Here is a 12,551-nt window from a genome sequence, read left to right on the forward strand (position 1 = left end):
TCGGCAGTCGAAATGGCGACCACTACTGATTCCGCGGCGGACGTTCCGGCACCGGTCGGGGACGCCGGGGCGCCGGAGGCGCACCCGGGAACCGAGCGTGCGCGGGTGCCCTCCCGCTTCCCGTACCGCACGATCTCGATGGGCACCATCGGCAGCGTGCTGCTGCTGCTCGGAGCCCTCGGCGCGGGCGGAGTGCTCATCCGCGACCCGGTGATCGGCACCGGCCCGCTGTCGTGGGTCCGCTACGGCCACGGCCGGGTGCTCGCCAACGGGGTGCTCTACGCCGGGTTCGGGCTCGTGGTGTGGGCCTGGGTGCGGCTGGGCCGCTACATGCTCGCCGGGCGCATCGGCAGCCGCCCCATCGCGATCGCCGCGGCGTGCTGGATGGGCCCGCTGCTGATCTCGCCGCCGCTGTTCACCCGCGACGTGTTCTCCTACCTCGGCCAGGGCGCGCAGCTGCTGCACGGGCTCGACCCGTACGCGCACGGCCCCGCGGAGCTGGAGATCCTGCCGAACATCGTGCAGAACGTGCACCCGGTGTGGCAGACCACCCCGGCGCCGTACGGCCCGCTGTTCCTGCTGGTCGCCAAGGGCGTCGTCGCGGTCACCGGGGACAACGTGATCGCCGGGGTCATCCTCACCCGGCTGGTGCTGCTGCTGGGCCTCGGCGCGATGGTGTGGGCGCTGCCGAGGCTGGTGCGCCACCTCGGCGGCAAGCTGCCGATCACCATGTGGCTCGCGGTCGCCAGCCCGATGACCGTGATCCACCTCGTCGGCGGGCCGCACAACGACCTGATGATGCTGGGCTTCCTCACCGTCGGCGTGCTGGCCGTGCTGGAGCGCAAGCACGTGCTCGGGATCGCGCTGGTCACCCTCGGCATGCTGATCAAGCCGACCGCGGCCGTCGCGCTGCCGTTCCTGGTGTGGGTGTGGGTCAACCACCTGCCCGGCGACAACCGGCTGCGCAACTTCGTGAAGGCCGGCGCGGCGTCGCTCGGCATCTTCGCGGTCGTGTTCGTGTTCGGCACCTGGGTGTCGCTCGGCTCGGTCAACCTCGGCTGGGTCACCGGCCTCAAGGCGCCGCAGCTGGTCACCAACTGGCTCAACCCCTCCACCGGCGTCGGGCAGATCGTGTACACGCTGGTGCACCTGGTGATCAACGTGCCGGAGTCGCCGTTCGTCACCGTCGCCCGCCTGCTGTCGTGGGTCGGGCTCGCGGTGTTCTTCGTGCTGCAGTGGTGGCGCGCGCGGGTCGGCGGCAACGAGGCGATCTTCCGGATGGCCATGACGCTGCTGGCCACCGCGATCCTCGCGCCGCCCACCCTGCCGTGGTACCTGACGTGGGGCTTCGTCGTCGCGGCGGCGTTCCCGTGGCGGCGGCGCCACCTCGCGATCGTGGTCGGTGTCGCGATCTTCCTGGTGATGGCGTACTACCCGACGGGCGAGCAGGCGCTCTACGACTGGTGGTTCGTGGTGGTCACGATCGCGCTCGGCGTGTACGCCGCCGCGTCGCTGCTGCGGCCGGACCCGCTGGGCCTGATCGGCGCGTGGCGCCGCCCGGTGGCCGGCTCGGTGGCCGAAGGCGGGCGCGTCGCGTCACGCTGAGGCCTGCCAGCCGCGCCAGGTCGTCACCTCGGTGCGCACCACCGGCCCCTCCGGCGGGCGTTCGCGGTACTGCGGGTACTTCGCCCGCAGCGCGGCGACGGCCGTCGGTGAGCTGTCCAGCACGCGGGCCCGTCCGTCCGCGCGGACCCACCACAGCCGGGACCAGTCCTCGTCGTAGCCATCGGCGAGGAAGCTGACCGCCGGGTTCGCCGCGATGTTGCGCAGCCGCTTCAGATCGGTGCTGCGCTTGGGTTTGTGGTCGACGGCGAACACGATCTCGCCCGCGTCGAGCGCGAACGTCACGGGCACGAGGTGCGGGGCGCCGTCCACGCCGACGGTGGCGAGCCGGGCGACGCGGGCGGCCGCGAACCGGGCCTCAGCGTCCATCGACGGTCAGGGTTTCGCCGTCGAGGGTGGCCGGCACGCCCAGCGGGACGGTTGCCGAGCCGGGCAGGTGCCCGAACCCGGCCTCCTCCAGGATCGGCACGCCGAGCGGTGCGAGCCGGTCGAGCAGCACCGCGCGCACACTGTCGGGCTTCCCGCAGTCGGTCCACGACCCCAGCACGATCCCGGTCACCCCCGCGAACCAGCCCGAGCGCAGCAGCTGGGTGAGCATCCGGTCGATCCGGTACGGCGCCTCGGTGACGTCCTCCAGCAACGCGATCGCACCGTCGCGCGGGCGGTGCTCGGGCGTGCCGACCGACGCGGCGAGCAGGCTCAGGTTCCCGCCCGTGGTCACACCGCGGGCGGTGCCGGGCACGAGCGCGGTGCCCCGCAGGACGATCGGCCGCGCGGGGTCGAACAGCGCCGAGCGCAGTCCCGCCCCGGCGAGTTCGTCCCAGAACGGGGCCGCGGGCATGGGCGAGAACAACGTCGGCAGGCCGAGGTGGACGGCGATCGCGTCGTGCAGCGCGGTCACGTCGCTGGCGCCGGTGAAGATCTTCGGCCCCGCGACGCGCAGGGCGGGCCAGTCGACGAGGTCGAGCATCCGCTGGGTGCCGTAGCCGCCGCGGGCGGAGATCACCGCGGCCACCGCCGGTTCGAGCCAGGCGGCCTGGAAGTCCGCGGCCCGCCGCTCGTCGGTGTCGGCGAGGTAGGGCAGCCCCGGGTGCCGGTTGCCCGCGCTCGCGAAGCGCTTCACCGTCAGGCCCCACGCCTCCAGCGCGGCCGTCGCGGCGTCGAGCTGCTCCGGGGGCACCGGGCCCGCCGGGGTCACGAGGGCGACGCTGTCGCCGGGCCGCAGCGCCCTCACCGCTGCAGCTCCAGCCGCGGCACCCCCGGCGGGTCGAACCCGAACACCTGCCCGTAGAACGACAGCTCCGCCTCCAGCGCGGTGGCCATGGTCTCCGCCTTGCGGAACCCGTGCTGCTCACCGGCGAAGGTCAGGTACGCGTGCGGAATCCCCTTGCCCTGCAAGGATTTCACGAACCGGTCGGCCTGGTCCGGCGGGCAGATCTGGTCTTCGAGCCCCTGCAGGAACAACACCGGCCCGGTGAGCTCACCGGCGTGGGTGAGCGGGGAGCGCTCGATATAACGCTCGCGGGCCCCGGGCAGGGGGCCGACCAGACTGTCGAGGTAGCGGGACTCGAAGTCGTGGGTCTCGCCGCCCTCGCCGGTCCAGCGCAGCAGGTCCAGGATCGGGTACTTGACCGTGCCCGCGGCGAACGTGTCGGCCATCGTCATCGCCGCGGCCGAGGTGAACCCGCCCGCGCTGCCGCCGCGGATCGCCAGCCGGGCCGGGTCGGCGATGCCTTCGGCGACGAGCGCGCGGGCCACCACGACGCAGTCGCGCACGTCGACCACGCCCCACTGCTCGCGCAGCCGCTCCCGGTAGGCGCGCCCGTACCCGGTGGAACCGCCGTAGTTGACGGCCACGACGCCGATGCCGCGGCTGGTGAAGTAGGCGAAGTCCAGGTCCATCGTCGGGTAGTTGCGCCCGGTGGGACCGCCGTGGACGTGCACGACGTACGGCGCCAGCTCACCTTCCGGGGCGACGAACCCGGGGTTGGTCGGCGGGTACACGTAGGCCGGGATGCGTTCGGAGTCCGGGCCCTCGAAGATCCGCTCCTCGGGCACCGGCAGGTAGTCGACGGGCAGCTCCTCGGCGGAGGAGACGATCGGGGTGACCGTGCCGGTGGCGAGGTCGACGCGCACGATCCCGCCTTCACGGTCCGGCGCCGCGGCGATCCCGGCGACCTGGCCGTCGGTGACGGCGAGCGCGGGCGCCCACTCCGTCAGCTCCGGCACCACGGTCGTGACCGTGCCCGCGTGCTCGTCGAGCACGGCGAGCCGGCCGGAGCTGAGCACCGCGTGCCTGCCGCCGCCGAGCGGGGTGAACCAGCGCGAGCCGAGCTTCCACAGCGCCCCGCCCAGCTCCTGCTCGACCGGCGCGAGGGTGGTCAGCCCGCCGTCGAGACCCACGCGGTGCAGGTTCCACCAGCCGCCGGGATCCGCCAGCGCCAGCAGCGTCTCCGGCGACTCCCACTCCAGCTGGCACACCGACACCCCGGCGCCGCCCGTGAGCACACGGTGCGGGCCGAACGCCCCGCCGGGGCGGACCTCGGCGACGCACAACTCCGCCTCGTCCCACGGCATCGCCGGGTGGTTCCAGCCCAGCCACGCGGCGTGCCTGCCGTCGGGCGAGAGCTGCGGTGCGGTGAGGAAGTGGTGGCTCGCGGCGAGCGACCGCGTTTCGCCCTGCGCGAACGCGACGAGGTCGCGCTCGATGTCGGTGCGCCGCGGCCCGGTGCTCGTCTCGCGCACGGCCCACACCTCTCCGTCCGGTCCCGGGCGCAGGTCGCCGTAGCGGATCCCTTGCGGCCTGGGCGGTTCCGGCGTGACCGGCGTGACGGCGCCGGTGTCGAGGTCACGCACGTACACCCGCTGGTCGTCCCAGTGCGTGAAGTACAGCGCGCGGCCCATGGCCAGCCAGGGACGGCCGCCGTACTCGTGCACGCGGTTGCGGGCGTTCCACGGCGCGGGCAGCAGTTCCGTGCCGTCGGCGCGCACCACCGCGAGCCGCCCGCCCTCCTCGGGTCTGGCCTCCGCCCACCACACGTCACCGTCGACGACGTCGAGCCATTGCGCGCCACCGCCGGCCGCCGCCACGTCCGCGGCGCTGATGGGGGAGGTCCAGGTTCCGTGTGGTGAGGTTCGGGGCACCGCTGCACTTTAGTCGGACGTGACGGGCTCCACTGGACTCAACCCGGGGCGGCGGATGCCGATCATGCAACGGTGGCCTAGGGTCGGAGGTGCCATGGCTCGTGTAATCCACGTCTTCCGCCAGCCCGACCGGTTCGTCGCAGGAACCGTCGGGGAACCTGGCGACCGCACTTTCTACCTGCAGGCGTCGGAGGACGTCCGCACCATCAGCGTGACCATCGAGAAGCAGCAGGTCGCGGTGCTCGCCGAGCGCCTCGCGTCGCTGCTGGAGGAGGTCGCCAACCGCTTCGGCGCGGACGTGCCCGAGACGGTGCCGGACGACCTGGTCGACACGGGCCCGCTCACGGTGCCGGTCGAGGAGGAGTTCCGCGTCGGCACGATGGGGCTGGGCTGGGACGCCGAGAGCAAGGCCGTCGTCGTCGAGCTGCTCGCCATGACCGAGGGCGAGGTCGACGAGACGGTGGTGCTCGACGACACCGAGGAGGGCCCGGACGCGGTGCGGGTGTTCCTGACCCCCGCGGCGGCCCGTGCCTTCGCCGAGCGCGCCGACCGCGTCGTCAACGCCGGGCGCAAGCCGTGCCCGCTGTGCGGGGAGCCGCTCGACCCGGCGGGGCACATCTGCCCCCGGCAGAACGGCTACCGCCGCGAGACCGACCTGGCCGGGGACTAGCCGCTCGTGGCCGAACCGATCAGCCCGACCGACCCCGCCGCCAAGCTGCTGCTCTCGCACGGCCGGATGGAGGTCGAGGGCAGGCTGGTGGACGCCTCGAACGTCACCCTGTTCTGCTCGGTGGAGCTCGACGGCATGGCCGCGAACGCGGTGTACAAGCCGGTGTCGGGCGAGCGGCCGCTGTGGGACTTCCCGGACGGCACGCTCGCCGGGCGCGAGGTGGCCACCTACCTGCTGTCCGACGCGTCCGGGCTGGGCACGATCCCGCCGACGGTGCTGCGGGACGGGCCGTTCGGCTCCGGCATGGTGCAGCTGTGGATCGAGACCTCCGAGGAGGAGCTGATCGACGTGCGCGCCCCGGAGGACGTCCCGCCCGGCTGGCGCGTCGTGCTGCACGCCCACGACCGGCTCGGTGAGCCCGCGGTGCTCACGCACGCCGACCACCCCGGCATCCGTGACCTGGCGGTGCTCGACGTGATCGCCAACAACACCGACCGCAAGGGCGGGCACGTGCTCGCCGGCGTGGACGGGCGCGTGTACGGGGTGGACCACGGCATCTGCCTGCACGCGGAGCCGAAGCTGCGCACGGTGCTGTGGGGCTGGATCGGCGAGCCCCTGCCGGAGGAGGCCGTCGAACGGCTGCGCGCGCTGCCGGAGAAGATCTACGGCCCGCTCGGCGAGGAGCTTTCAGAGCACCTGACGGGCCTGGAGATCAGCGCGATCGCGGACCGCGCGGAGGCCCTGCTGACGGCGGGCGTGTTCCCGCAACCGGGCGACGACTGGCGCGCGGTCCCCTGGCCGCTGTTCTGACCCTCGACGCTGCCGGCCGGGCCCGGCCGGTGGCCCGCTTCGGCCCGGAGTGGCCCCGTGGTGCGACGAGCTGCCCGGCTTGGTGGACCTGCCCTCGCTGGGTGACGGCGTGCGGCAGATGTTCGAGCCCGCCGGGCTGATGGCGGCCATCGACCCGGTGCCGCCCGTTCCTAGCGCTGCCGCCAATCCGGTGAGCGTGTTCACTCGAACTACCGGTATCCGCCGCGTGACGTTGCGCGGCGGCGGGTGTCTGGCATACCGAAGGGCATCGACGAGTGGGGGTGCGAGTGACCGCGATGGCCAAGGCGGCGGAGCCGTCGCTGGACGACGCGACCCTGGTGGCCAGGGCGCGCGACGGCGACATCCGCGCCTACGAGGAGCTGGTGCGCCGGTACCAGGGCCCGATGTACCGGCTCGCGCTGCGCATGCTCGCCAGCGCGGGCGACGCCGAGGACGTGGTGCAGGACGTGTTCCTCACCGCCTGGCGGCGCCTGCCGCAGCTGCGGCAGGACGCGGCGTTCGTGGGCTGGCTGTACCGGACCACGACCAACCGGTGCCTCAACGCGATCCGCGCGCGGCGCCCCGTCGCCGACGTCGATCCCGACACCACCGAGACCCCCCGCGGCGACGCCCGGCCCGAGCACGCAGTCGAGATCAGCGCTCAGCTCGCGGCGCTCACCGAGGCGCTGCGGACGCTCACCCCCGAGCAGCGGGCCTGCTGGCTGCTGCGGGAGGTCCACGGCCGGACCTACGAGGAGATCGCGGCGGCGGTGGACGGTTCGACCACGGCGGTCCGCGGGCGCATCGCCCGTGCCCGCGCCCAGCTGGCGGAGGTGATGCGGCCATGGCAGTAGAGACGAGCTACGACCTGCCGTGCGGGCGGTCGCTGGACCAGGTGTGGCAGCACCTCGACGCGCCCGACGAGCACCAGCGGGGCTGCCCGCACTGCTCGACCGCCCGCGGGAGCCTGCGGGCGCTGCGCGACGCGACGGCGGAGCTGACCGCCGAGCGGCCCGAGCCCCGCCGCGACCTGACCGACCGGATCATGGCCGCGGTCCGCGCCGAGGTGCGCCGCCGCGGCGACATGCTGCCCGTGCGCGCTGACGAACCCGGCGAGCTGGTGCTGAGCGAGCAGGCCGTCGCCGTGGTGCTGCGCTACGCCGCCGACGAGCTCGACGGCGTGCGGGCCCGTCGCTGCCGTGTGCACGCCCTCGGCCGCGACGACGACGGCGAGACGGTGCTGCACGCGGAGCTGACCGTCACGGTGGCCTACCGCGACGACCTGGCCGAGCTGCTGGCGGCCCTGCGGGAACGCCTCCGCGGCGCGTGCGCGGCCAGTGTCGGCCTGCGCCTGGGGCGACTCGACATCGAGGTGGCGGATCTCCATGAGTAGGGACATCGAGTGGATCGTCGAGGAGCCGGTGGTGGCGGCGGTCGCCGCCGACGCCGCGCGCCGCACGCCCGGCGTCGTCCGGCTCGAAACCGGGGTCGGCCGGCTCGTGCGGGAGTGGGGACGGGCGAGGTGGCAGCAGGTCAAGGGCCTCACCCCGGCGCCCGCGGAGGGTGTGCTGGTCGAGCCGGCCGGGGACGCGGTCAAGGTCCGGCTCGGCATCGCCACCGCCGGGCACACCCAGGCCGCGGCCGTCGCCCGCCGGGTGCAGCGCGAGGTGCGGGGCGCGGTCCGCCGTGACACCGGCCTCGACGTCGCGGAGGTGTCGGTGGCCGTGCTCGACATCGAACCGGGAGGTGTCCGGTGACCGCCCGCGCGGAGCTGGTCGCCCGGCTGCTCACCGCACTGTCCACAATAGACGGGTTGCGCCCGGCGCCACCGCTGATGCGCACCGTGCCAGGGCGCAACCTCGACGCGCTCGCCATTGACGCGGACACCGAACTGGTGCAGATCCGGCTCGTCGCGACCGCGCTGCCGCTGCCGCCCCGGCTCGCCGAAGCCGCCGAAGCGGTGGCGAAGGCACTCGTCGGCACGCCGTACGCCGGCGCGCACGTACGGCTCGTCGTGACCGATGTGGACGGTGCCGCGTTCACGAAACCGCCCCGAACCGGTGCGTGAGTTTCTCCCGTTCCCCGTGTCTTTCCGGTAGCACACCCGAACACGAGAAGGAGGGCCGACATGGCCGCGAGCACCGAAGAAAGCCGTGCCACCACGGTGACCCGCTCGGAGACCAGCACCCCGCTGGTCACCAGCCACGGCACCACCACGATCGCCAGTACCGTCGTGCAGAAGATCGCCGGGCTGGCCGCGCGCGAGATCGCCGGCGTGTACGACCTGGGCGGCGGTGTGACCCGGGCGTTCGGCGCGCTGCGCGAGCGCATCCCGGGAGCCAACGCCAGCGCCGGGCAGGGCGTGTCGGTCGAGGTGGGGGAGAAGCAGGCCGCGGTGGACCTGCAGCTCGTCGTCGAGTACGGCGTGTCCATCGCCGACCTCGCGCGCGCCGTGCGCACCAACACCATCACCGCGATCGAGCAGATGACCGGGCTGGAGGTCGTCGAGGTCAACATCGTCGTCAACGACGTGCACCTGCCCGAGGACGACGCCGCCGAGGTCCCGGTCACCGGGCGGGTGGAGTAGACCATGAGCCCGACCGTCCTGGGCCTGCTCACCGGGCTCGTGCTGGGCCTGGCCGCCGCGTTCGGCGGCTTTGGTGCCTTCGTCGTCGTCGCCGTGCTCGGCGGGCTCGGCCTGCTCGCGGGCCGCGCGCTCGAAGGCAAGCTCGACCTGTCGCAGCTGATGGGGCGGGACCGGCGATGACCGTCACCGGCCTCCCGCCCGCGGCACGGGGCACCACCACCGTCAGCGAGCGGGCGGTCCAGCGGATCGCGACGCGGCTGGTGGTGGACATGGAGGACGTCGGCGGCACCGCGCGCCGGCTGTTGGGCGTCACCGTCGCCGACGACGAGGCGCCCAAGGTCGCCGCCACCGTCCGGCACGAGCACGTGACGCTGGACGTCGAGCTGTCGGTGCCCTATCCGGCGTCGGTCGCGCGGACCACGGAAGCGGCCCGGGCACAGCTCACCCGCGACGTCGGGGAGCTGACCGGGCTGACCGTGGACCGCGTCGACGTCACCGTCACCGCGCTGCGCGGCGACCGGGCGGCGGGGAGGCGGGTGCGGTGATCCGCCGGTCCCGTCGCAGCCTGCCCGCCACCGTCGTCGCGCTCGTGGGGCTCGCGCTGTGCGCGCTCGTCGCGACCAGTGCCGTGCAGCTGCTGCTGCACAAGTCCCCGGTGCTGGACTACGCCCGCGCCGCCGGTTTCGCGCACCGTACACAATGGAGCGACTTGCCGGTCGTCATCGGCGGTGGCGTACTCGCCGCGCTGGGACTGCTCCTGCTCGCCGGGGCGCTGCTGCCGGGCCGCGCGCTCGTGCTGCCCCTGGGCGACGAGCGGGTACCGGCCGGGGCGGGCGCCCGCAGCATGGCGGCGGTGCTGCGCTCGGCCGCGGAGTCGGTCGAGGGCGTGGACAGCGCGAAGCTCAAGCTGCGGCGCAAGAAGGTCACCGCGAGGGTCGCCGCCACGCGGCTCGCGTCGGAGGACCTGGCCGAGCGGGTGCGGGCCGCGCTGGAGGACCAGCTCGACCGCATCGGCCCGGCGGTGCGGCCGAGCACGAGGGTGAGGATCTCCTGATGGCCAGTCTCAACCGGCCCGCCCGGCTCAACCGCACACTGCTCGCCCTCACGGGGCTGCTGTTGCTGGCCGCGGGGGCGTTCGCGATCACCACCGCCTACGGGTGGCTGCCGCTGCTGGACCGCGACCGGCCGCTGGTGCCGGGCACGCAGCTGCCGCCGACCTGGGTGCTGTACGTGGTGATCGTCGCGGCGGTCGTGCTGGGCCTGCTGTTCCTGCGGTGGCTCGGGGCGCAGGCGTTGCGGCGCCCGAAGACCACGACGTGGCGGTGGGAGAGCGTGGCGGCCGAAGGTGTGACCCGGCTCGACGGCGGCCTGGCCACCGGCCCGTTCGCCGACGAGGTCGCCCAGTACCCGGGCGTGGAGTCGGCCGACGCGACGCTGTCGGGCACGCAGGACGCCCCGACGCTGCTGGTGACCGTCACGGCCGGCCCGGAAGCAGACCTGGCCCAGCTGCGAGAGCGCATCGCGGACGACGGCGTGGCGCGGCTCAAGCAGGCCCTGGACCTCGACGCGCTGCCGACCGTGGTGGAGTTCCGCTTCGCCGACCAGCCGGGGACGCGGGTGCGTTAGGTCGCCGGAATACGGCCTGGAGCGGGAGGTGGCTAGGGTCGCACCGTGCAGGAATCATCGACCGCGCAGCCGTTCAAGGGCTTCGCGCCGGCCGCCGACATCACCGTCGAACGCTACCTCTACCGCAGCCGCTCCAAGGGCGTGGAGACGGACACCGTCACCCGTGAGCCGGATGGTTCGCTTCGGGTCAGCACCTCGTGGGGACACTTCTTCCTCAGCCCACCGCTGGCGCGGTGGCTGGAGCAGGACAACACGGTGCTGACCTGGCAGCGGGTGCCGACCAGACAGGGCACGGCCCGTCATCTCTGCTTGGTCGACGAGGCCGGGAACATGCTGTGGCGTGAGAGCTCGGCCAGTACGACAGTGACGCCCCCACCGGCTGTGTCGTACGACTACGGCGGACCTGAGATGGGCTTGGGGTCCCGGCTGCGGCTGCAGTCCCTGACTTCCCCGTCGGGCTCGCACACCCTGTTGCACCACGACGACGGAAACCTGGTGCTCTACTGCAACGGCACCGGCACTGCGGTGTGGGCGACCGGCACGAGTTGGGTCGACGACAGCTGGGTCGACCTGACCCTGCGTGGCGACCTCGTGCTGCGCACCTCGTGTGGCGCCCCCGTCTGGCACTCGGACACCGCCGACGCGGGCGTGGAGCGGCTCGCCGTCCGCGACGACGGCACCTTTGCCCTGCTGGACGCCGCAGGAAAAGCCGTCTGGCGGATCGACCACCACGCACCCTGCACAGCGGCCGGGCACGTTCCGGCACGCGGCGCCGTCCTCCGACGCGGTCAGCAGCTCCGCAACCAATCCCTGACCTCCGCCGACGGTGGCACGGTCCTGTACCACCGAGCCGGTGACGGCAACGGCGAAGGAACGAGACTGTTCCGCGCCGACGGGATACAGGTGTGGTGCGCGCCCGACTCCCGCGCCGCAGACAGCAGCCTGGCCCTCGACGAGGAAGGATTCCTGCAGATCCGGGCCGACGACGGCAGCGTTCTCGAACAACTGGCCGGTCCGGGAGACCACCTCGTCGTGGTACCGGGCGGAGAAGTCCGGCTCTGCGCCCAGGACGGCACGGTGGTGTGGCGCGAAGGCCAGCACGTGATCGGCGACCGCGACGAAATCGTGACGGCCGCCCCGCGCACGATCACCCCCACTGCCCTGGAGATGCTGCTCAACGCCGACTCCACCCCGGTCGTGCGCACCGACTTCTCCGACGACCACGCCTGGGAGACCGCGCGGCGTGACCTCACCACACCCCGCGAATACTGGGATGACGAGGTCGTTCTCGACGCCACTGTGGTTGCCCTACCCGAGTTCGCGGGGTGGACGGGCGAAGAGCTCGCGACCCTGCTGTCACACACCGGACACGGGCGCCTCCTCGTGGTGGACGCGATCACACTCGCCTCCCCGGAGCATCCCGTCCTCGTCGTGGAGATCGACCCGGAACGCGACCGGCCACGATCCTTCCGCGCCACTCCGCGGGCGGTGCTGGACGTGGAAATCCAGCTCTCGACCGCCAACATGGACTGGGAGGACTTCAGCCGCTCGGCCGACCCCGACGACGTGCTCCGAACCTCCACTGCGGACTAGACGCTCGCCGCGTCGTAGGCCGCTCGCGCGACGGCGATGTCCGAGCGGTGGCGTTCGGCCCAGGACAGCAGGCCCGTGAGCGACGTGTACAGCTCGCGGGCCATGTCGGTGAGCGTGTACTCGACCTTCGGCGGCACCGTCGGGTACACCGTGCGCACCAGCAGGCCGTCGCGTTCGAGCTTGCGCAGGTTCAGCGTCAGCATGCGCCGGCTGATGCCCTCCACCGTGCGCTCCAGCTCGGTGAAGCGCACCGGGCCGTGCGCGGCCGCGACGAGGATCCCGATGCTCCACTTGCCGGCGACGTGGTCGAGCACCTCGGCGATCGGGCAGGCCTCGGTGTGCTGCGCGGTGGAAAGGTCCGTCACACCCCGACCGTACCGCGCACACCGGACCTGGACGGTTACCTCCGTGTGCCACTGGCACACCGATCTGCCTTCTTCCCGAAGCACCCACGGGCACACACGATGAGCACTGTTACAGATCGTGCCCTCTTGGAGG

The 12,551-nt window shown here is 73.1% G+C and carries 17 protein-coding genes; 13 read left to right on the forward strand and 4 right to left on the reverse strand.

Annotated features, from left to right (window positions below):
* Positions 1 to 12 precede the first annotated feature (12 nt).
* A complete protein-coding gene (gene mptB, locus FHX82_RS26265) occupies positions 13 to 1,605 on the forward strand; it encodes a polyprenol phosphomannose-dependent alpha 1,6 mannosyltransferase MptB (protein ID WP_145934300.1) in 1,593 nt (530 codons plus the stop codon).
* Here mptB and FHX82_RS26270 read toward each other — a convergent pair.
* From FHX82_RS26270 to FHX82_RS26280, 3 genes are read right to left on the reverse strand one after another with little or no spacing between them, the layout of a single operon-like run.
* The gene (locus tag FHX82_RS26270) at positions 1,597 to 1,992 is read right to left on the reverse strand and encodes a TIGR03668 family PPOX class F420-dependent oxidoreductase (RefSeq protein ID WP_145934301.1); all 396 of its coding nucleotides are present in this window, start codon (positions 1,990 to 1,992) and stop codon (positions 1,597 to 1,599) included. The two genes, mptB and FHX82_RS26270, sit on opposite strands and share 9 nt — an antisense overlap.
* Positions 1,982 to 2,848: a S66 peptidase family protein gene (locus FHX82_RS26275; protein ID WP_145934360.1), complete on the reverse strand. Its 867-nt coding sequence runs from the start codon at positions 2,846 to 2,848 to the stop codon at positions 1,982 to 1,984. The genes FHX82_RS26270 and FHX82_RS26275 overlap by 11 nt, the downstream gene beginning before the upstream one ends.
* Positions 2,849 to 2,853: 5 nt before the next feature.
* Positions 2,854 to 4,767 (reverse strand): prolyl oligopeptidase family serine peptidase, encoded by a 1,914-nt coding sequence (locus FHX82_RS26280; protein WP_145934302.1) that lies wholly within the window; start codon positions 4,765 to 4,767, stop codon positions 2,854 to 2,856.
* Positions 4,768 to 4,861: 94 nt separating this feature from the next.
* On the opposite strand from FHX82_RS26280, the gene FHX82_RS26285 reads away from it, so the two are divergent.
* From FHX82_RS26285 to FHX82_RS26340, 12 genes are all read left to right on the forward strand, one after another.
* Positions 4,862 to 5,437 carry an Rv2134c family protein gene (locus tag FHX82_RS26285; RefSeq protein ID WP_145934303.1) on the forward strand — a complete coding sequence of 192 codons (576 nt, stop codon included), beginning with the start codon at positions 4,862 to 4,864 and terminating at the stop codon, positions 5,435 to 5,437.
* 6 nt (positions 5,438 to 5,443) lie between these two features.
* A complete protein-coding gene (locus FHX82_RS26290; protein WP_261377159.1) occupies positions 5,444 to 6,247 on the forward strand; it encodes an Rv2133c family protein in 804 nt (267 codons plus the stop codon).
* Between the two features lie 296 nt (positions 6,248 to 6,543).
* Positions 6,544 to 7,101, forward strand: coding sequence for an RNA polymerase sigma factor (locus FHX82_RS26295; protein WP_145934362.1), 558 nt, complete (start codon positions 6,544 to 6,546; stop codon positions 7,099 to 7,101).
* Positions 7,092 to 7,640: an Asp23/Gls24 family envelope stress response protein gene (locus tag FHX82_RS26300; RefSeq protein WP_145934304.1), complete on the forward strand. Its 549-nt coding sequence runs from the start codon at positions 7,092 to 7,094 to the stop codon at positions 7,638 to 7,640. The genes FHX82_RS26295 and FHX82_RS26300 overlap by 10 nt, the downstream gene beginning before the upstream one ends.
* Positions 7,633 to 8,004, forward strand: coding sequence for an Asp23/Gls24 family envelope stress response protein (locus FHX82_RS26305; RefSeq protein ID WP_145934305.1), 372 nt, complete (start codon positions 7,633 to 7,635; stop codon positions 8,002 to 8,004). The genes FHX82_RS26300 and FHX82_RS26305 overlap by 8 nt, the downstream gene beginning before the upstream one ends.
* On the forward strand, positions 8,001 to 8,315 hold the full coding sequence (locus FHX82_RS26310) for a hypothetical protein (protein ID WP_145934306.1): 315 nt from the start codon (positions 8,001 to 8,003) through the stop codon (positions 8,313 to 8,315). The genes FHX82_RS26305 and FHX82_RS26310 overlap by 4 nt, the downstream gene beginning before the upstream one ends.
* Before the next feature lie 60 nt (positions 8,316 to 8,375).
* Positions 8,376 to 8,834: an Asp23/Gls24 family envelope stress response protein gene (locus FHX82_RS26315; protein ID WP_145934307.1), complete on the forward strand. Its 459-nt coding sequence runs from the start codon at positions 8,376 to 8,378 to the stop codon at positions 8,832 to 8,834.
* A 3-nt stretch (positions 8,835 to 8,837) separates the two neighbouring features.
* Positions 8,838 to 9,014, forward strand: a complete 177-nt coding sequence (locus FHX82_RS26320; protein ID WP_183176846.1) for a hypothetical protein — start codon at positions 8,838 to 8,840, stop codon at positions 9,012 to 9,014.
* Complete coding sequence (locus FHX82_RS26325) at positions 9,011 to 9,379, forward strand: Asp23/Gls24 family envelope stress response protein (protein ID WP_145934308.1); 369 nt, start codon at positions 9,011 to 9,013, stop codon at positions 9,377 to 9,379. The genes FHX82_RS26320 and FHX82_RS26325 overlap by 4 nt, the downstream gene beginning before the upstream one ends.
* On the forward strand, positions 9,376 to 9,888 hold the full coding sequence (locus FHX82_RS26330) for a DUF6286 domain-containing protein (protein WP_145934309.1): 513 nt from the start codon (positions 9,376 to 9,378) through the stop codon (positions 9,886 to 9,888). The genes FHX82_RS26325 and FHX82_RS26330 overlap by 4 nt, the downstream gene beginning before the upstream one ends.
* Positions 9,888 to 10,460, forward strand: a complete 573-nt coding sequence (locus tag FHX82_RS26335) for an Asp23/Gls24 family envelope stress response protein (protein ID WP_145934310.1) — start codon at positions 9,888 to 9,890, stop codon at positions 10,458 to 10,460. Before FHX82_RS26330 ends, FHX82_RS26335 begins: the two co-directional genes overlap by 1 nt.
* Positions 10,461 to 10,505: 45 nt before the next feature.
* Positions 10,506 to 12,053, forward strand: coding sequence for a DUF6924 domain-containing protein (locus FHX82_RS26340; RefSeq protein WP_145934311.1), 1,548 nt, complete (start codon positions 10,506 to 10,508; stop codon positions 12,051 to 12,053).
* On the opposite strand, the gene FHX82_RS26345 is transcribed toward FHX82_RS26340, so the two are convergent.
* Entirely contained in the window at positions 12,050 to 12,418 is a 369-nt protein-coding gene (locus tag FHX82_RS26345) for a winged helix-turn-helix transcriptional regulator (protein WP_145934312.1), read from the reverse strand. The genes FHX82_RS26340 and FHX82_RS26345 overlap by 4 nt on opposite strands.
* Between the last annotated feature and the right edge of the window lie 133 nt (positions 12,419 to 12,551).

The sequence above is a fragment of the Amycolatopsis bartoniae genome (assembly GCF_014191255.1).
Classification (GTDB): domain Bacteria; phylum Actinomycetota; class Actinomycetes; order Mycobacteriales; family Pseudonocardiaceae; genus Amycolatopsis_E; species Amycolatopsis_E bartoniae.